This is a genomic window from Pseudomonas donghuensis (genome assembly GCF_000259195.1).
GTDB lineage: Bacteria > Pseudomonadota > Gammaproteobacteria > Pseudomonadales > Pseudomonadaceae > Aquipseudomonas > Aquipseudomonas donghuensis.
Window position 1 is genome coordinate 97475 of sequence record NZ_JH650764.1, and the last position, 19465, is coordinate 116939.

General features: G+C 63.6%; 17 protein-coding genes. 7 read left to right on the forward strand and 10 right to left on the reverse strand.

The window, feature by feature from the left end:
* Positions 1-14: 14 nt before the first annotated feature.
* Entirely contained in the window at positions 15-2621 is a 2607-nt protein-coding gene (gene leuS / locus UW3_RS0112925; protein WP_010222909.1) for a leucine--tRNA ligase, read from the reverse strand.
* 240 nt (positions 2622-2861) lie between these two features.
* On the opposite strand from leuS, the gene UW3_RS0112930 reads away from it, so the two are divergent.
* The gene (locus tag UW3_RS0112930) at positions 2862-3176 is read left to right on the forward strand and encodes a hypothetical protein (protein ID WP_010222910.1); all 315 of its coding nucleotides are present in this window, start codon (positions 2862-2864) and stop codon (positions 3174-3176) included.
* A gap of 124 nt (positions 3177-3300) precedes the next feature.
* Positions 3301-4062 carry a YdcF family protein gene (locus tag UW3_RS0112935; protein WP_010222911.1) on the forward strand — a complete coding sequence of 254 codons (762 nt, stop codon included), beginning with the start codon at positions 3301-3303 and terminating at the stop codon, positions 4060-4062.
* Here the strand turns inward: UW3_RS0112935 and lnt are convergent.
* The 5 genes from lnt to miaB all read right to left on the reverse strand — a co-directional run bounded on the left by lnt (position 4059) and on the right by miaB (position 9372).
* Entirely contained in the window at positions 4059-5576 is a 1518-nt protein-coding gene (lnt, locus tag UW3_RS0112940; RefSeq protein ID WP_010222912.1) for an apolipoprotein N-acyltransferase, read from the reverse strand. The genes UW3_RS0112935 and lnt overlap by 4 nt on opposite strands.
* Positions 5577-5584: 8 nt before the next feature.
* Positions 5585-6424 (reverse strand): HlyC/CorC family transporter, encoded by an 840-nt coding sequence (locus UW3_RS0112945; protein WP_010222913.1) that lies wholly within the window; start codon positions 6422-6424, stop codon positions 5585-5587.
* Between the two features lie 28 nt (positions 6425-6452).
* Complete coding sequence (gene ybeY, locus UW3_RS0112950) at positions 6453-6926, reverse strand: rRNA maturation RNase YbeY (protein ID WP_010222914.1); 474 nt, start codon at positions 6924-6926, stop codon at positions 6453-6455.
* On the reverse strand, positions 6919-7920 hold the full coding sequence (locus UW3_RS0112955; RefSeq protein WP_010222915.1) for a PhoH family protein: 1002 nt from the start codon (positions 7918-7920) through the stop codon (positions 6919-6921). Before UW3_RS0112955 ends, ybeY begins: the two co-directional genes overlap by 8 nt.
* Positions 7921-8043: 123 nt before the next feature.
* Complete coding sequence (gene miaB, locus UW3_RS0112960) at positions 8044-9372, reverse strand: tRNA (N6-isopentenyl adenosine(37)-C2)-methylthiotransferase MiaB (RefSeq protein ID WP_010222916.1); 1329 nt, start codon at positions 9370-9372, stop codon at positions 8044-8046.
* Positions 9373-9502: 130 nt separating this feature from the next.
* Here miaB and UW3_RS0112965 point away from each other — a divergent pair, with 130 nt between their 5' ends.
* Positions 9503-9829: a DUF1820 family protein gene (locus UW3_RS0112965; protein ID WP_010222917.1), complete on the forward strand. Its 327-nt coding sequence runs from the start codon at positions 9503-9505 to the stop codon at positions 9827-9829.
* A gap of 9 nt (positions 9830-9838) precedes the next feature.
* Here the strand turns inward: UW3_RS0112965 and UW3_RS0112970 are convergent, their stop codons facing one another.
* From UW3_RS0112970 to UW3_RS0112985, 4 genes are all read right to left on the reverse strand, one after another.
* The gene (locus tag UW3_RS0112970) at positions 9839-10387 is read right to left on the reverse strand and encodes a tetratricopeptide repeat protein (RefSeq protein WP_010222918.1); all 549 of its coding nucleotides are present in this window, start codon (positions 10385-10387) and stop codon (positions 9839-9841) included.
* 181 nt (positions 10388-10568) lie between these two features.
* The gene (gene hemL / locus UW3_RS0112975) at positions 10569-11849 is read right to left on the reverse strand and encodes a glutamate-1-semialdehyde 2,1-aminomutase (RefSeq protein ID WP_010222919.1); all 1281 of its coding nucleotides are present in this window, start codon (positions 11847-11849) and stop codon (positions 10569-10571) included.
* 15 nt (positions 11850-11864) lie between these two features.
* Entirely contained in the window at positions 11865-12491 is a 627-nt protein-coding gene (gene thiE / locus UW3_RS0112980) for a thiamine phosphate synthase (RefSeq protein ID WP_010222920.1), read from the reverse strand.
* Positions 12492-12512: 21 nt separating this feature from the next.
* A complete protein-coding gene (locus UW3_RS0112985; protein ID WP_010222921.1) occupies positions 12513-13310 on the reverse strand; it encodes a hydroxymethylpyrimidine/phosphomethylpyrimidine kinase in 798 nt (265 codons plus the stop codon).
* A 263-nt stretch (positions 13311-13573) separates the two neighbouring features.
* Between UW3_RS0112985 and UW3_RS0112990 the strand changes: the two genes are divergently transcribed.
* The 4 genes from UW3_RS0112990 to UW3_RS26940 form a co-directional block, all read left to right on the forward strand.
* Positions 13574-15565, forward strand: coding sequence for a sensor histidine kinase (locus UW3_RS0112990; protein ID WP_010222922.1), 1992 nt, complete (start codon positions 13574-13576; stop codon positions 15563-15565).
* Positions 15566-15648: 83 nt separating this feature from the next.
* Positions 15649-17301, forward strand: coding sequence for an acyl-CoA dehydrogenase family protein (locus tag UW3_RS0112995; protein WP_010222923.1), 1653 nt, complete (start codon positions 15649-15651; stop codon positions 17299-17301).
* 32 nt (positions 17302-17333) lie between these two features.
* Positions 17334-18839: an AMP nucleosidase gene (gene amn, locus UW3_RS0113000; protein ID WP_374045233.1), complete on the forward strand. Its 1506-nt coding sequence runs from the start codon at positions 17334-17336 to the stop codon at positions 18837-18839.
* A 69-nt stretch (positions 18840-18908) separates the two neighbouring features.
* A partial coding sequence (locus UW3_RS26940) for a pseudouridine synthase (protein WP_162471129.1) occupies positions 18909-19465 on the forward strand: 557 nt, incomplete at its 3' end.

Here is a 19465-nt window from a genome sequence, read left to right on the forward strand (position 1 = left end):
GCCGGCGTTTCCTGTCAGTTGGCGACGATGTTGACCAGCTTGCCCGGTACCACGATGACCTTGCGGATGCTCAGGCCTTCGGTGAAGCGCAGCACGTTCTCGTTGCTGCGCGCAGCGGCTTCGACGTCCTCGCGGCTGGCTGCGGCCGGCATTTCGATCTGGCCACGCAGCTTGCCGTTGACCTGGATGACCAGGACGATGCTGTCCTGGACCAGGGCGCTTTCGTCCAGTACCGGCCAAGGTGCGTCGATCACGGCGCCCTGGTGACCCAGTTGCTGCCACAGCTCATGGCTGATGTGCGGGGTGATCGGCGCCAGCAGCAGGGTGACCGCTTCCAGGCCTTCGTGCAGCAGGGCGCGGTCCTGTTCGCTGGCTTGCGGGGCTTTTTCCAGTACGTTCATCACGGTCATCACCTGGGCGATGGCGGTGTTGAACTTGTGGTACTGGCCGACATCGGTGCTGGCCTGCTTGATGGCAGCGTGGATGGCGCGGCGGATCACTTTCTGTGCGTCATCGAGGCTGGCGACATCCAGCTTGCCCGGCAGGCCCTGGGCCACGTGGGCCTGAGCCAGGCGCCAGACGCGGCGCAGGAAGCGGTTGGCACCTTCGACACCAGAGTCGGACCATTCCAGGCTCATGTCGGGCGGCGAGGCGAACATCATGAACAGGCGGCAGGTGTCGGCGCCGTAGGCTTCGATCATTGCCTGCGGGTCGACGCCGTTGTTCTTGGACTTGGACATCTTCTCGGTGCCGCCGATCTCGACCGGCAGGCCGTCGGTCTTCAGCGTGGCGCCGATGATCTTGGCCTTGGCATCGCGCTCGATTTCGACGTCGGCCGGGTTGAACCAGTCCTTGCCGCCGTTGCTGGCAACGCGGTAGTAGGTTTCGGCGACGACCATGCCCTGGGTCAGCAGGTTCTTGAACGGCTCGTTGGAGGTGACCAGGCCTTCGTCGCGCATCAGCTTGTGGAAGAAACGCGCGTACAGCAGGTGCAGGATCGCGTGTTCGATACCACCGATGTACTGATCTACCGGCAGCCAGTGGTTGGCCGCTTTCGGGTCGACCATGCCGCCTTCGTAGTTAGGCGAGGCGTAGCGGGCGAAGTACCAGGACGACTCGACGAAGGTGTCCATGGTGTCGGTTTCGCGCTTGGCCGCCGTGCCGCATTTCGGGCATTCGCATTCGTAGAACTCGGGCATGCGTGCCAGTGGCGAACCGGCGCCATCGGGTACGACGTTTTCCGGCAAGGTGACCGGCAGTTGGTCTTCCGGTACCGGCACATCGCCACAAGCTGGGCAGTGGATGATCGGGATCGGGCAACCCCAGTAGCGCTGACGGCTGATGCCCCAGTCGCGCAGGCGGAACTGGGTGCGGGACTTACCCAGCTCTTTCTTGATCAGTGCCACTTCGATGGCGTCGAAGGCACCCTGGAAGTCCAGGCCGTCGAACTCACCGGAGTTGATCAGCTGGCCGTGCTCGCCGTAGGCGGCCAGCCACTCGCTGCCGACTTCATCGCCAGCGCTGGTACGGATCACAGCCTTGACCGGCAGGTTGTACTTGTGGGCGAACTCGAAATCGCGCTCGTCGTGGGCCGGGACAGCCATGACCGCGCCGTCGCCGTAGTGCATCAGCACGTAGTTGGCGACCCACACCGGCAGTTTTTCGCCGGTCAGCGGGTGCTCGACGAACAGCGAGGTGGCCAGGCCTTTTTTCTCCTGGGTCGCGATGTCGGCTTCGGCGACGCTGCCGCTCTTGCACTCATCGATGAAGGCTTGCAGCTCGGGGTTGCCCTGGGCGGCCTGGGTGGCCAGTGGGTGCTCGGCGGCAACGGCCACGTAGGTGGCGCCCATCAGGGTGTCCGGACGGGTGGTGAAGACTTTCAGGGCCCCGGCGTGGCCGATGCTGGCCTGATCGTAGGGGAACTGCACTTCCATGCCACGGGACTTGCCGATCCAGTTGCGCTGCATGGTCTTGACCTGCTCAGGCCAGCCCGGCAGATCGTCGAGGCTTTCCAGCAGCTCGTCGGCGTAGTCGGTGATCTTGAAGTAGTACATCGGGATTTCGCGCTTCTCGATCAGCGCGCCCGAACGCCAGCCGCGACCGTCGATGACTTGCTCGTTGGCAAGGACGGTCTGGTCGGCCGGGTCCCAGTTCACGGTACCGTTTTTGCGGTAGATCACGCCTTTTTCGAACAGGCGGGTGAACAGCCACTGTTCCCAGCGGTAGTAGTCGGGCTTGCAGGTGGTGACTTCACGCGACCAATCGAACGCCAGGCCCAGGCTCTTGAGCTGGGTCTTCATGTACTCGATGTTTTCGTAGGTCCACTTGGCCGGGGCGACGTTGTTCTTCATCGCGGCGTTTTCCGCCGGCATGCCAAAGGCGTCCCAGCCCATTGGCTGCAGGACGTTCTTGCCGAGCATGCGCTGGTAACGGGCGATCACGTCACCGATGGTGTAGTTGCGCACGTGGCCCATATGTAGCTTGCCGCTTGGGTACGGGAACATCGATAGGCAGTAGTACGTGTCCTTGCCTGGCTGTTCACTGACTTCAAAAGACTTTCGCTCATCCCAGTAAGACTGGGCGGCGGCTTCGATTTCGCGGGGCTGATAGAGTTCGTGCATGGCTACTTTGCGCTGAGAAATGGGAGACCTTATCCAGGCAGCGATCAAACCGCTGCATCGGCAATCCGGTGTCAAGTATGGTGAACGCCCTAGCATACATGACCCCTGTCCACCGAGGGAAACCCTGATTGCACCGCCTGTGGCGCAGCGGGCCGTTGGTCGCGGCGTCCGGCTGCTTTTGCGAGTAACGCTAAGCTCATGTGTGGGGGGAGATATATTTATCTTCAATGAGGTGAACGGATGGGAGAGTCGCAGCAACAAGCAACGAAACCGGAGCTTTACGAACGGCTGATCGACCGTCTGGGCCTGGCCCTCGAGGTCGCTAGAACCTCCGTTCGATTACGCGATGAAGTGCCTGCTGAATTGGAGTTGCGTGGTCTGAGCCGCGCTGAATTCGAAGTGATCAAGGCCTATCTGGAATCCCTTCCGGAGGGCGGGCATGGACGCGTCGGCGCATTGCCACAACCGGAGACGCCGACTTCGGCCAGAATCGTCTGGCTCAAGGATAAGCGCTCCGCTACCACAGCAAAGTCCAGGACGCTGCAATTCAAGTAGCCGTTCGGGTTTTTCCGGCGCAAAGCGGAGTGCGCCACCGAGTCAAAAACTTCACTGATCGGCACCTGACTATTGTTGCCAGGTGCCGATCCTCTTAGGCTGCGCACCTCCAAGGAGGTGTCCCGTGCCGATTCGTTATCTCATCAAACAAATGATCATGCCGCCTGGCGTGCTGTTTCTGCTGCTGCTGGGCGCCTGGTGGCTGCGCAAATCCTGGCCGCGCTTGTCGAGGCTGTGTTTCGTCCTGGGTTTGGGCGGGTTGTGGCTGATGAGCCTGCCGGTCGTGGTGGAACAGGCTGCCCGGCAACTGGAAACCGAGCCGGCGCTGGCCACCAGCCAATGGGCAGGGCTGGCCGAGCATGCCGATGCCATTGTCATTCTTGGCGCTGGTCGCGAACGCGGTGATCCGGCCTGGGATTCGCAGGATCAACCCACGGGCGTGGCCATGGAACGCATGCGCTACGCGGCGCAGTTGGCCAAGGCTTCGGGCTTGCCGGTACTGACCAGCGGCGGCCTGCACTACGGTACGCCGCCCAGCGAAGCGCAGTTGATGGCCGATTCCCTCCAGCGTGACCTGGGCGTGAGCGTACGCTGGAAAGAGGAGCGCAGCCGCACCACGTGGGAAAACGCGCAGATGAGCGCCGAGCTGTTGCAGCCCCTGGGGATCAAGCGCGTGGTGGTGGTGACCCAGGCCTGGCACATGCAGCGCTCGCGCTGGAGCTTCGAGCAGGCGGGTTTTGACGTAGTGACGGCGCCGGTGGGCTTTCTTGGTCGTGACCATGCCCGACCATTCGGTGGCTGGCTGCCGGAGGGCAAGTCGCTGTGGCAGAGCGGCCAACTGCTCAACGAGGCAGTCGGCCTGCTCGGCTACAAAGTGTTCTACTAGACGGTCTTGGCCATCCGGCTGGCCAGCAGGGCCCAGCCCAGCAGCAGCGCGCAGAGGATCAGCAGTGGCCAGGAGCGCCATTGCAGGTACGGGGTGAGCTGCTGCATCGGCACTACCTCACCGTAGAGGATGCCGCGTTCGAACTGCGGGATCTGCGCAGTGATGCGGCCGAACGGGTCGATCAGGCCGGTGACGCCGTTGTTGGTGGCGCGGATCATCCAGCGTCCGGCTTCCAGGGCGCGCATCTGCGCCATCTGCAGGTGCTGCAGGGGGCCGATCGAGGTACCGAACCAGGTGTCGTTGCTGATGGTCAGGAGAATGTCGCTGCGCGCCGCCAGGCTCGCCGCAAATTCCGGATAGACCACTTCGTAGCAGATGTACGGCGCGATCTGATAGCCCTTGGCCTGCAACAGCGGCTGGTCGGCCGGCCCGCGGGCAAAGTCCGACATCGGCAGGTCGAAGAAGGCAATCAGGCCACGGAGCATGTCCTGCAATGGCACGTACTCGCCAAACGGCACCAGTTTCTGCTTCAGGTAAGTGCCATCACCTTCGCCGGTCACGGTGATGCCGTTGTAATAGCGGCGTTGCTGGTGCACCACTTCGCGCACCGGCACGCCGGTGATCAAGGCCGTATTACGCTCGGCGGCGAAGTTGCCCATCATGTCCAGGTAGCCCTGGGCCTGATCCTTGAGGACCGGTACCGCGGTTTCTGGCCACACCAGCAGGTCGACCGGTTTGGAGCTGAAGCTCATGTCGCGGTACAGGGCCAACTGGGCGTTGACGTGTTCCGGGTTCCATTTCAGCTCCTGCTCGACGTTGCCTTGCAGGGCGGCCACGCTCAGCGGCTTGCCGGAAGGGCTGGTCCAGGCGTGGTTCTTCAGTGCCAGGCCGATCGCCCAGGGCGCCAGCAACAGCACGACGGCCACAGCCAGGAACGACTTGCGTGCCCGCAAGCGCGGCAGGTTGCACAGCAGTGCCGCGCACAGGGCCAGGCAGAACGAAATCAGCCACATGCCACCCAGCGGCGCCAGGCCCGAGAGCGGCCCGTCAAGCTGGCTGTAACCGGAGTACAGCCAGGGAAACCCGGTGAGGAACCAGCCGCGGAAGGCTTCCTGGCCGACCCACAACGCTGCGAAGCACAGGGCATCGGCCAGCGGCGCCTCGTTGCGCCGCAACCAGCGCGCCCAAAGCCAGGCGGGCAGGGCGAAGAACCAGGCAATGGCGGCAAAGAACGCCAGCAACAAGCCGGTAGCCAGCAACGGCGTGGCACCGCCATAGGTGTTGATACTGACGTAGATCCAGCTGGTGCCGGCGGCGTACAGGCCAAAGCCGAAGCACCAGCCGCGGCCCAGGGCCTGGCGTGGGCTGAGCTCGCGCAGGCCGAGGTAGAACAGGCCGGCCGCGAGCAAGGCCAGCGGCCAGATGTCGAACGGCGCCAGGGCCAGGGTGGTGATTGCACCGGCCGCCACGGCCAGCAGGTTACCGGGCCAGCCGGGGCGGGTGATCCAGCGCATGGGTGTCCTTAACGGGTGATAGGGGTTAGACGCAGCAGGTGAATCCGGCGGCTGTCGGCATTGAGGATGCGGAAACGGTACGGGCCGATCTCGGTGGTCTCGTTACGCTTGGGCAGGTGGCCGAAGGCACTCATGACCAGGCCGCCGACAGTGTCGAACTCGTCGTCGGAGAACTGGCTGTCGAAGAACTCGTTGAAGTTCTCGATCGGCGTCAGCGCCTTGATCAGGAAGTCGCCACTGGGCAGCGGCTTGATGTAGCTGTCTTCCTCGACGTCATGCTCGTCTTCGATGTCGCCGACGATCTGCTCGAGTACGTCTTCGATGGTCACCAGACCCGCCACGCCGCCGTATTCGTCAATGACGATGGCCATGTGGTTGTGGTTGGCGCGAAATTCACGCAGCAGCACGTTCAGGCGCTTGGACTCGGGCACGAACGTGGCCGGGCGCAGCAGGTCCTTGATGTTGAAACTGTCGCCGTTCTCCTTGAGGATCAGCGGCAGCAGGTCCTTGGCCAGCAGCACGCCGAGCACGTCGTCGTGGCTTTCGCCAACGACCGGGTAGCGCGAGTGCGCGGCATCGATCACCGCCGGCAGGAACTCACGCGGCGACTGGGTCGCCTTGATGCTCATCATCTGCGAGCGCGGCACCATGATGTCGCGCACTTGCAGGTCGGCGACCTGGATGGCGCCCTCGACAATGGTCAGCGCCTCGCTGTCGAGCAGCTTGTTCTGATGGGCTTCGCGCAGCAGCTCAAGCAGCTCCTGACGGTTTTTCGGCTCGTGGGCAAAAGCCTGGGTCAGTTTGCCCAGCCAGGACTTTTGCCCGTTGCTCGATCGATCTTCGCTCATGGCGGTTACTCGTGATCCTTTGCAGATATCAGTGTTGAATGTCGTCGTGTTCGTCGTCGGCGTACGGGTCCGGATGACCCAGTTCGGCAAGCAACGTTCGTTCCAGTGCTTCCATTTCCTCGGCCTCATCGTCGTCGATGTGGTCGTAGCCCAGCAGGTGCAGGCAGCCGTGGATCACCAGGTGCGCCCAATGGGCCTCCAGCGCCTTGCCCTGTTCGGCGGCTTCGCGCTCGACCACGGCGATGCAGATCACCAGGTCGCCCAACAGCGGGATGTCGAGCAGTTCATCAGGCACGTCGGCCGGGAAGGACAGCACGTTGGTGGCGTAGTCTTTGCTCCGCCAGGTGCGATTCAGTTCGCGGCCTTCGGCTTCATCGACCAGGCGAATGGTCAGCTCCGAGTCGGCCGTGCGCTGGCGCAAAGCCAGCTCACACCATTGGCGGAACTGTTGCTCGGTCGGGTGTGGTGCATCGCTTGCCAGTTGCAGATCGAGCTCAAGCATCGCGTTGTTTGCCTTCGGTCGGGTTCTGCTGCTGGCTGTCGAAGCGCTCGTAGGCCTCGACAATGCGCTGCACCAACGGGTGGCGGACCACGTCCTTGGGCAGGAAGTGCGTGAAGCTGATGCCCGGCACGCCCTTGAGCACCTCGATAACGTGGGCCAGGCCCGACTTGGTGCCGCGTGGCAGGTCGACCTGGGTGATGTCACCGGTGATCACGGCGGTGGAACCAAAACCGATACGGGTGAGGAACATCTTCATCTGCTCGACCGTGGTGTTCTGGCTCTCATCGAGGATGATGAAGCTGTTGTTCAGGGTGCGGCCACGCATGTAGGCCAGCGGGGCGATCTCGATCACCTGGCGCTCGATCAGCTTGGCCACGTGCTCGAAGCCGAGCATCTCGTACAGGGCGTCGTAGAGCGGGCGCAGGTACGGGTCGATCTTTTGTGCCAGGTCGCCGGGCAGGAAACCGAGCTTTTCGCCCGCCTCGACCGCCGGACGTACCAGCAGGATGCGCCGCACCTGTTCACGCTCCAGGGCGTCAACCGCGCAGGCCACGGCCAGGTAGGTCTTGCCGGTACCGGCCGGGCCGATGCCGAAGTTGATGTCGTTGCCGAGGATTTCCTTCACATAGCGCTGCTGGTTCAGCCCGCGTGGACGAATCATGCCCTTGCGCGTGCGCAGGGAAACACTGACTTCGTTGACAGCCGGGTTTTCCAGCTCTTCGACGGCCGATTCCTGCAGGTACAGGTGGACCATTTCCGGCGACAGCTCGGTGGCCTTGGCCTCGCGATAGAGGCGGCGCAGCAGTTGTTCGGCAGAGGAGGTGTGTTTGGGTTCGCCGATCAGTTCGAACTGATTGCCGCGGTTGCGGATTTCGATGGCCAGGCGCTGTTCGATCAGGCGCAGATGCTCGTCGAACTGCCCGCACAGGTTGGCGAAGCGGTGGGCCTCGAAGGGCTCGAGGATGAAACGATGTGGTTCGATAGGTGCGTTCAAGGTCGTTTTTCAGCCGCCCAACGGCAAAGGATATGGTCTCAAGGATAACCCTAGCCGCTGCAGGGCGAAAGCGCTGAAACGATCAAGGGTCGCCGGGCCTGTAACAAGGCCCGGCAGGTCAGCTCAATGGGCCAGCGAGCCGAACAGCGAGTGCGGGCGCGCATCGTCGATATGGATGTCGACGAACTGGCCGATCAGCTTCGGATTGTCGCAGCGAAAGTTGACGATACGGTTATTCTCGGTGCGCCCCTGCAACTGGCCGGGGTCGCGGCGCGAGTAGTCGGTGACGAGAATGCGCTGAACGGTACCGACCATTTGTCGGCTGATCTCGAAGCCCTGGGTGTCGAGGCGATGTTGCAGGGCCTTGAGGCGCTCCTTTTTCAGCTCTTCCGGGGTTTCGTCCGGCAGGTCCGAGGCCGGGGTGCCCGGGCGCTGGCTGTAGACGAACGAGTAGGAAAAGTCGAAACCGACGTCGGCCACCAGCTTCATGGTTTGCTCGAAGTCTTTCTCGGTTTCGCCGGGGAAGCCGACGATGAAGTCCGAACTGATGCAGATGCCCGGCACTGCGGCCTTGAGTTTGCGCAGCTTGGACTTGTATTCGAGGATGGTGTGGTTGCGCTTCATCGCCGCCAGCACGCGGTCGGAGCCCGATTGCACCGGCAGGTGCAGGTGCTTGACCAGCTCCGGCACTTCGGCGTGGGCCTGGATCAGGCTGTCGGAAAACTCCAGCGGGTGCGAGGTGGTGTAGCGAATGCGATCGATGCCATCCACCGCCGCCACCACGCGGATCAGCTCGGCCAGGTCCGCCAGGCGCCCGTCGTGGGTCTGGCCACGGTAGCCGTTGACGTTCTGACCTAGCAGGGTGATTTCACGTACACCGTTCTCGGCCAGGTGGATGACTTCGGCCAGCACATCGTCGAACGGTCGGCTGACTTCCTCGCCACGGGTGTAGGGCACCACGCAGAAGGTGCAGTACTTGCTGCAGCCTTCCATCACCGAAACATAGGCGCTGGGGCCATCGATGCGCGGCTCGGGCAGGTGGTCGAATTTTTCGATTTCCGGGAACGACACGTCGACCTGGGGCAGGCGCGTGGTGCGCGCGGCGTCGATCATTTCCGGCAGGCGGTGCAGGGTCTGCGGGCCGAAGACCACGTCGACGTAAGGCGCGCGCTTGCGGATCGACTCGCCTTCCTGGCTGGCCACGCAGCCACCGACGGCGATGACCATGTCCGGGTTCAGGTCTTTGAGTTCACGCCAGCGGCCCAGCTGGGAATACACCCGGTCCTGGGCGCGCTCGCGGATCGAGCAGGTGTTGAGCAGGATGACGTCGGCGTCTTCGGCGCGGGCCGTGACTTCAAGGGCTTGATGTTCACCCAGCAGATCGACCATGCGCGAGCTGTCGTACTCGTTCATCTGGCAACCGTGGGTTTCGATGTAAAGCTTCTTGGCCATGGGAGATCATCTGGTAATTCGAAGAACCGCACATTATAAGGGCCCGGGGCCGTGGATCCTAGCGTTGTCGGCCTGGTGCCTATGTTATAGTTTGCGACTTCTTTACCACCCGTGATTGTCCCCGCCCAAAATGACCAAACGCGAAGCTCCGATCTACAAAGTGATCTTTCTCAACCAGGGCCAGGTGTACGAGATGTATGCCAAGCAGATCTATCAAAGCGATCTGTGGGGCTTTCTTGAAGTTGAAGAGTTTGTCTTTGGCGAGCGCACCCAGGTGGTGGTCGATCCGAGCGAAGAAAAGCTCAAGGCCCAGTTCGAAGGCGTGGTGCGCAGCTTTGTGCCGATGCACTCGATCGTGCGCATCGATGAGGTCGAGCGTCTGGGCACGCCAAAGATCAGCGAGGCGCGCGGTACTGGCAATGTAATGCCGTTCCCGATGCCAATGCCGGAAAAGTAAGTACGGGTTTCAGGGCAGCGGCGAGAAGGGCGTGCGACCGTCGACGGTCTGTAGCTCCAGCAGGTATTTGCGAAAGATCTGCCCCAGCACCTGGGTCGCGATTTCCAGCTCGTCGCGCGGCATCTTGGCAGACACCTCGTCAGCCATGTCCAGTGCATCCTCGGCACCATTGACCGCTGCCATCTTCAGCAGGATGTAGGCCTGCACATTGTTGGCCGCCACACCTTCACCCTTGTAGAACATGGTGCCCAGACGGTATTGCGCCTCGGCGTGGCCTTGCAGCGAGGCTTGCTCGAAGTAGCTCAGGGCCTGGTTGAGGTCGCGTGGGGTGTTGGTGCCTTCGTAGTAGAACTCACCCAACTCGTACTGGGCTTGTGCATCCCCGGACTTGGCCGCGTCCTGGCAGGCAGCGAGCGCTTGCGGCAGGTCTTCGGGCTGGGAATCGAGGGTGCAGCGGCCCGTCGCCGGAATCAGCAACGAGTTACCGCCTGCTGTGGCCAGCAGGGGCTGAAGAAGCAACAGGCAGCCCAGGGCGAGGGCGCGGCCGGTGCGGTTCATGGGGATCGACTTACCTCTGCAAAGCTGCGGCCAAAGTGTCTGGTGGCACATTATGGGATAAGCAGCGCCTACCTTACAAAGTCTTTACTCGATTTTCTGCTTCCAAGGCACCATCGCGGGGCAAGCCCGCTCCCACAATGATCACTGTGGGAGCGGGCTTGCCCCGCGATGGCTGCAAAAATCAGAGCTTGGCGAACGCTCGCTCAGCCGCATCCAGGGTGATCTGCAGCTCGGTTTCACCGTGGGCAATCGAGGTAAAGCCCGCTTCGAAGGCGCTTGGCGCCAGGTACACGCCGCCTTCGAGCATCAGGTGGAAGAAGCGCTTGAAGCGCTCGGCATCGCTGGCCATGACGTCATCGAAGGTGACGATGTCGTCGGCACCGCTGAAGTACAGGCCAAACATGCCGCCGGCCTGGGTGGTGACGAACGGGATGCCGGCGGCATCGGCGCGCTGTTGCAGGCCATCGAGCAGGCGGCTGGTGAAGGCGCTCAGTTCGTCATGAAAGCCTGGGCGGCTGATCAGTTTGAGGGTGGTCAGGCCAGCGGCCATGGCCAGCGGGTTGCCCGACAGGGTGCCGGCCTGGTAGACCGGGCCCAGCGGCGCGATCTGTTCCATGATCTTGCGCTTGCCACCGAAGCAGCCCACCGGCATGCCGCCACCGACGATCTTGCCGAAGGTCGAGAGGTCCGGGGTCACCCCGTAATGAGCCTGGGCGCCGCCCAGGGCGACGCGGAAACCGGTCATCACTTCGTCGAAGATCAACACCACGCCATGCTTGTCGCACAACGCGCGCAGGCCTTCGAGGAAGCCTGGCGCCGGCGGCACGCAGTTCATGTTGCCGGCGACCGGCTCGACGATGATGCAGGCGACGTCCTGGCCGACGTCAGCGAGCATCTTCTCGACCGCGTCGATGTCGTTGAACGGCAGGGTCAGGGTGTGTTTGGCAAAGGCTGCCGGCACCCCGGCGGAGCTCGGTACGCCTTGCGTCAGCAGGCCGGAGCCGGCTTTGACCAGCAGGCTGTCGGAGTGGCCGTGGTAGCAGCCTTCGAATTTGATGATGCTGTCGCGGCCGGTGTAGCCACGGGCCAGGCGGATGGCGCTCATGGTCGCTTCGGTGCCGGAGCTGACCATGCGCACCATCTCCATCGACGGCACGATCGAGCAGACCAGGTCGGCCATTTCGGTTTCCATGGCGGTTGGCGCGCCATAGGACAGGCCGTGCTCCAGCTGCTTGCGCACCGACTCCAGTACATCCGGGTGGCTGTGGCCGAGGATCATCGGGCCCCAGGAACCGACGTAGTCCACGTAGCGCTTGTCGTCTTCGTCAGTGACATAGGCACCGGCGGCGTGCTTGAAGAACAGCGGCGTGCCGCCAACGCTCTTGAACGCCCGTACCGGCGAGTTGACGCCACCGGGGATGTGTTTCTGGGCGTTGGCAAACAGGGTTTCGGAACGAGACATGATGGGCTCTCTCAATCAGGCAGAAGCGAACAGGGCGTTGAAGGCGCGGGCACGGCGGGTGACTTCCTGCGTGCTGTCGGCGCCGAACAGGCCGTGAATCACCGCCAGCAGGTCGGCGCCGTGGGCGACCAGCGGGGCGGCGTTGTCGAGGGTGATGCCGCCGATCGCGCAGATCGGCAGCTTGATACGGTTGCGCGCGTGTTCCAGCAGGGCGGTATCGGCGGCGGGCGCGCCTGGTTTGGTGACCGAATTGAAGAAGCGGCCGAAGGCGACGTAGCTGGCGCCTTCACGGGCGGCCTGCTCGGCCAGCTCCAGTTGGGCGTGGCACGTTGAGCCGATGATGGCGTTGCGCCCGAGCAGGGTGCGGGCCGGGGTCAACGGCCCGTCGGTCTGGCCCAGGTGGACGCCGACGCCCAGGCGTGCAGCCAGTTCGGCGTCGTCGTTGATGATCAGCTGGGTCTTGTAGCGTGCGCACAGCTCGGCCAGGCTCTCGGCCTCGCGTAGGCGGCGGGACGCGTCCTGGCTCTTGTCGCGGTATTGCAGCAAGGTCACGCCGCCTTCCAGGGCCGCTTCGACATAGGGTAGAAACTTGCCGGCCAGCAACTGGCTGTCAGTGATGGCATACAGGCCGCGTAACTTCATGGTGTAGACCTCAAGCGAAGATCAGGAACAGAAATCCAGTGGCAGGCGGCGTGGCACGTACTGGCCTTTGCCCAGTTGCTCGGCATCGCGCAGGGTGCGCCAGGTGTAATCCAGGGCCGAGCGCACCGCGCTTTGCAGCTGCTCGCCCAGGGCCAGGCGGCCGGCCAGGGCACTGGCCAGGGTGCAGCCGGAGCCGTGATAGCTGCCGGGCAGGCGCTGGCAGGTCCAGGTGTGACGCTGGCCGTCGCGGCTGTACAGGCGGTTGTGGATTTCGTGTTCGTCGCCGTGACCGCCGGTGATCAGCAGGTGTCTGACAAACGGCAGGAGCTTTTCTGCGCATTCATCGGCGCTGCCTTCGGGCAGTTCGGCCAGGATGCGTGCTTCGGGAAGGTTCGGGGTAGCGATGGTTGCCAGTGGCAACAGGCGCTCGCGCATGGCGTAGCCGACTTCATCCTTGCCCAGGCGGCCACCGCCGCCAGCGCGCAGGACCGGGTCGCAGACCAGCGGCAGATGCGAATGGGCACTGAGCAGTTCGACCACGGTGTCGACCATTTCGATTGAGCCGAGCATGCCCAGCTTGACGGCCGCTACCGTCGAATCGGCAAGCACGGCATTGGCCTGGGCCAGTACCCACTCGCGGTCGAGGACGCGGAAGTCGCTGACATTGACGGTATCCTGGACGGTCAGGGCGGTCACGGCCGGAGCGGCATGACAGCCTTGCGCGATCAGGGCTTCGATATCTGCCTGCAAGCCGGCGCCGCCACTGGGGTCGTGGCCGGAGAGACAGAGGACAACGGGGCGGGAGCTGTAGGTATTCATGGTGCGCGAGCTTATCACCAAACGCTTTTGCTGGGTCCGCCCCGGCGCCGGGGATTTTTCAACGGGCGTTTGAAAGGTCCTGTAAGAATCGCTGAAAGTGCCGTTCTAGAGCCTTTGGCGTAAAGTTTTCAGTGGCATCTGGCAGGCTCGGAAAGCTATGCTAGAGTGCTCGAATAAACCGATAACGGTTACTGCCGGATCACGTCGCCTCAAACGGACAGGAGGCTACGCGACGCGACCGGGACAGACCATGCTGGGGCTGTATGCGCTATTTGCTGATTGTTGTGCTGGGCTGGCTGCCGTTGCTGGCCACGGCGGTCGATTTCGACGACTCCACCCGCAGCTTGCCGCTGGGGCAGGTGATGCAAGTGTTCGAAGACCGCGATGGCAACGCCAGCATTGCGCAGGTCAGTGCGCCGTCATTCAGCGAGCATTTTCGCCCGCACCGGGCCGAAGTCCTCAACGCCGGCTATTCCAGTTCGGTGTTCTGGCTGAAAATCCAGCTGCGCTACACCGCCTTGCCATCGGCAGCCCCCCGCGCCTGGTTGCTGGAGCTGGCCTATCCGCCACTCGATCACCTTGAACTCTACCTGCCGGACGCCAGCGGTACCTTTCGCCTGGCCCAACGCACCGGCGACGCCCTGCCTTATGCCAGTCGGCAAATCAAACAGAACAACTACCTCTTCGAACTACCCTTTGCCCCCGGCCAGACGACCACGGCCTATCTACGCTTGCACAGCCAGGGCTCAGTGCAGGCGCCGTTGACCCTGTGGTCGGCGCAGGCCTACATGGAGGCGCAACCGACCCGCCTGTATGTGCTGGGCCTGATCTACGGCGTGTTGCTGGGGATGCTGGTCTACAACCTGTTCATCTACCTCAGCGTGCGCGATACCAGTTACCTGTATTACATCCTCTATATCGCCTCGTTCGGTCTGTACCAGGTCTCCGTCAACGGCGCCGGCGTGGCCTATTTCTGGCCGGACAGCCCCTGGTGGGCCAACGCCGCCACACCGATGTTCATTGGTGCGGCGGGCCTGTTCGGTTGCCAGTTTGCCCGCAGCTTCCTGCAGGTACGCAATCACAGCCGTGCCTTCGACGCCGTGCTCAAGGTGCTGATGGGCTGTGGTGCGCTGGCGATGCTGCTGTCGCTGACCAGTAGCTACGGCGTAGCCCTGCGCCTGGCCACGGCGTTGGCGCTGCTGTTCACCGTGTGTATCTTCGCCGCCGGGATTTTCGCCTGGCACCGCGGTTTGCGCGTGGCCCGCTACTTCATCATTGCCTGGTCGGCGTTCTTGCTCGGCGGCCTGGTCAATACCCTGATGGTGCTGGGCTATTTGCCGAACGTGTTCCTGACCATGTACGCCAGCCAGATCGGTTCGGCGCTGGAGGTCGGCCTGTTGTCCCTGGCGCTGGCCGACCGCATCAACAGCATGCGTGACGATCAGGCCCGGACGCTGCGCGAAACCGGCCGCACCCTGGAGCAGCTCAACATCCAGTTGGCCAACAGTAACCGCCTGAAAGACCAGTTCCTGGCCACCGTCACCCACGAGCTGCGCACGCCGATGAATGGCGTGATCGGTTCGCTGGAGCTGATGCAGACCATTCCGCTGGACGGCGAGCTGGCCCAGTACCAGCACACCGCCAGTTCCGCAGCCCAGGACATGATGGGCATGGTCGATGACATCCTCATCCTCACCGAGCTGCAGGCCGGCCGCCTGAGTGCTCAGAACGCCCCGTTCAGCCTGCGCTCGCTGCTGCAGGAGGTGCGCGCCGAACATGCCGCTGCTGCCATGGCCAAGGGCTTGTACCTGAGCCTGGATACCCCGGCGGAACTGCCCGATGTGCTGATCGGCGACCGGCACAAGCTGGCCATGTGCCTGGGGTACTTGATGGATAACGGCATCAAGTTCACTCACCAGGGCGGGGTCATGTTGCAGGTACGCGGTGCCCGCCTGGGCCCGGATCAACTGCGCTTGAGCATCAGTGTCAGCGACAGCGGCATCGGTTTCGATTGCCTTGATGAAGCCACGCTGTATCAGCGCTTCTTCCAGGTCGATGGCTCGATGACTCGAGCTCACGGCGGCCTGGGCATTGGCCTGGCGATTTGCCGGCAGTTGGCCGAGCTGATCGGCGCGCGCCTGCAGCACGAGTCCAATCCGGGGCTGGGCAGCCGTTTCGAGCTGAGCCTGAGCGTGCCCTTGAGCCCGCCCCAGGTGCAGTTGGGCATGGCCCGGCCAGGGCTAAATCACGGCTAGTTAGGCGTTTTTGTCACTTTGACAGGGGGGCGGGGCGTGATTCACTGAAATTTCAGACACGCCAGGATCCAGGAGGCCCCTCGATGAACCTGCACCAGTACGCTGAAACCCATGAGGTCACCAACCAGCCGCCGTCCCTGGATGGCGCCAACCTGTACCGCATCGATCTGCCTCTGCAGGAATGGTCGCGGCGCTACGGTGCAGGCTGGGCACAGGACCGCATCGACGCGTACGGCGCCCTGGCCGGCGGGCCGTTGATGGCCGCAGGCTTTCTGGCCAACCAGTACAAGCCGCAATTCAGCAGCCATGATCGCTACGGCCATCGCATCGACCTGGTGGAGTTTCATCCGGCCTATCACGAGCTGATGCGCACGGCCATCGAGCATGGCCTGCCGTCCTTGCCCTGGACCGACCCGCGGGAGGGCGCCCATGTCGCCCGCGCATCGATGACCTACCTGCACAGCCAGGCCGAAGCCGGCAGTGGCTGCCCGCTGACCATGACCTTTGCCGCGGTGCCGGCGCTCAAGCTGCAGCCGGAACTGGCCGAGTACTGGCTGCCGAAAGTGCTGGCCACTGAATACGACCCGCGCAACGTTGGCGATCGCCACAAGGTCGGGGTGACTCTGGGCATGGCCATGACCGAGAAGCAGGGCGGCACCGATGTACGCGCCAACACAACCCGTGCTTACCCGGTCGGTGCGCCCGGCCCGGGCCAGGCTTATGAGCTGGTCGGGCATAAATGGTTCTGTTCGGCACCGATGTGCGACGCCTTCCTGACCCTGGCCCAGACCGACAAGGGCCTCAGCTGTTTCCTGCTGCCGCGTCACCGCCCGGATGACAGCCGCAACCAGTTCTATATCCAGCGCCTGAAGAACAAGCTCGGCAACTGCTCCAATGCTTCCAGCGAAGTCGAGTTCCGTGGCGCCCTGGCCTGGATGATCGGTGAGGAAGGCCGTGGGGTGCCGACCATCATCGAAATGGTCGCCATGACCCGCTTCGACTGCATGGTCGGCTCCAGTGCCCTGATGCGCCAGGCCCTGACCCAGGCCGCTCACCACTGCGCCCATCGCCAGGTCGGTGGGCGGCTGTTGGCCGAGCAGCCATTGATGCAGAACGTGCTGGCCGATCTGGCCCTGGAAAGCGAAGCGGCGCTGGCCTTGAGCCTGCGCATGGGCCATGCCCTCGACCAGCCGGATGATCCGCACCAGGCGCGTTTTGCCCGGCTGATCACCGCCGTGGGCAAGTACTGGATCTGCAAACGGGCACCGGCGATGATCAATGAGGCGGCCGAATGCATGGGCGGTGCCGGTTATGTCGAAGACAGCATCCTGCCGCGGCTGTACCGCGAGGCACCGGTCAACTCGACCTGGGAAGGCTCGGGCAACGTCCAGTGCCTGGACGTATTGCGCGCCTTGTCCAAGGAGCCCGGCGTACTCGACACACTGTTTGCCGAGCTCGGTGATGGCCATGGCGATCCGCGCCTGGCTGCACATATCGGCAACCTCAAGGTGGCGTTTGCCGACACCGCTGACATCCAGTACCGCGCCCGCCAGCTCACGGAAGACATTGCCGTCGGCCTGCAGGCCAAGTTGCTGCTCGAAGCCGGTAACGCGGTGGTCAGCGATGCCTTTATCGCCAGCCGCCTGAGTGGCAGCGGCCGGGTATACGGCGTGCTGCCCCGTGGCATTGATGTCGCGGCGCTGGTGCAACGCTCGACCCCGAATTGGCCGCTCTAACGTGCGTGCCTTTGCCGACGGATGTAGGCAAGATGGGGGCATGCATGTCAGACAGGAAGTACATTGTGAGCCGTACTGATGAAGCCTTCGTTGTCGTAGAAACCGCCGAGCAGGCCGTCGACCGCCTGGCGGCCCTGCACGAACAAGCCACCGCGGCCTTGAGCCAGGCGCTCAAGCGCTACCTCAAGGACCGCACCGAGCCGGATGCCGAGGAGCGGGCGCTGTTCCGCTACCCCGAACTGCGCCTGACCTACCAATACCATGGCGAAGTGCCGGCGATTACCCGCGCTTACGCCAAGGTTCAGCTACCCGGCACCTACAGCGTTACCGTGACGCAGCCGGCGGCGTTCCGTGGTTACCTGCTCGAGCAGCTCAAGCCGCTGATGCGTGACTTCACTGTCACGGTCGAAGTGGGCGTCAGCCAGCAGAACATTCCTTACCCTTATGTGGTCGAGCAGGGCGACGAGCTGGCCGGTACCGGCATCACTGCCGCGGCGCTGGCGCGGGTGTTCCCCAGCACCGACCTGTCCGCCGCCACCGACGGCATTGCCGACGGCCTGTACGACTGGGCCAACGTCGACCCACTGCCGCTGGCACTGTTCGACGCCGCGCGGGTGGACTTCTCCCTGCGCCGCCTGGTGCATTACACCGGCAGCGACTGGCGCCATGTGCAGCCGTGGATCCTGCTGACCAACTATCACCGTTATGTCGACCAGTTCATCACCCACGGTCTTGAGCAACTGCGTAATGATCCGCGCTTCGTGCGCATGGTCTTGCCGGGCAATGTGATCATCGAAAAGGCCATGGACAACGGCGAAGCCCAGGCCCTGGTCGCCGGGGTGGTCTGGCACCGTTACCAGATGCCGGCCTATCACCTGATCGCCGCCGATGGCGACGGTATCACCCTGGTCAACATCGGCGTCGGCCCGTCCAACGCCAAGAACATCACCGACCACCTGGCGGTGCTGCGCCCGCACTGCTGGCTGATGATCGGCCACTGCGGTGGCCTGCGCCAATCGCAGACCATTGGCGATTACGTGCTGGCCCACGCCTATATGCGCCGCGATGGGATTCTCGACCGGGTGGTCCCCCCGAACATTCCGATTCCGGCCCTGGCCGAAGTGCAACTGGCGTTGCAGGAGGCGGCGGCGCAGGTTACCGGCGAGCGCGGCGACGAGCTGAAAAAGCGCCTGCGTACCGGCACCGTGCTGACCTACGACGACCGCAACTGGGAGCTGCGCTGGGCCCAGGAACGACCGTTGATCAACCTGTCGCGGGCAGTGGCGGTGGACATGGAAAGCGGCACCATCGCCGCCCAGGGCTATCGCTTGCGGGTCCCGTACGGCACCTTGCTGTGCGTTTCCGACAAACCGCTGCACAGCGAGATCAAACTGCCGGGGGCGGCCAACGCCTTCTACAACCGGGCGGTCAGCCAGCACCTGAACATCGGTATCGCCGCCCTCGACCTGCTGCGTACCGAGCTCAACTCGTTGCACTCGCGTAAACTGCGCAGTTTTGACGAGCCGCCGTTCCGCTGAGGCCCCATGCCGTTACCCCCACGCACCAAGCCGCGGCGTCCCGCGGCCAAGCCCGCCGGTCCGCGTCGCCTGCCCAAGGCGCCGCCGGCCGAGCCGCGGTTGATCCTGTTCAACAAGCCCTTTGACGTGCTGACCCAGTTCAGCGACGGCGAAGGGCGCGCGACCCTCAAGGACTTCATCGCCATCCCCGGCATTTACCCGGCCGGACGCCTGGACCGTGACAGCGAGGGCTTGCTGCTGCTGACCAACGATGGCCAATTACAGGCGCGGATTGCCGACCCCAAGCACAAGTTGGCGAAAACCTATTGGGTACAAGTGGAGGGGGAACCGAGCGCGGAGCAGTTGCAGCGTCTGCGCGAGGGTGTTGAGCTCAACGACGGCCCGACCTTGCCGGCCCAGGCCCGCCAGCTCGACGAGCCCGACCTTTGGCCACGCAACCCGCCAGTACGCTTTCGCAAGAGCATACCGACCAGTTGGCTGGAGCTGGTGATCAAGGAAGGGCGCAACCGTCAGGTGCGGCGCATGACCGCTGCCGTCGGCTTGCCGACCCTGCGCCTGGTGCGCGTACGGATCGGCGACTGGAGCCTGGATGGCCTTGATCAAGGCCAGTGGCGGGGAGAGCCGGG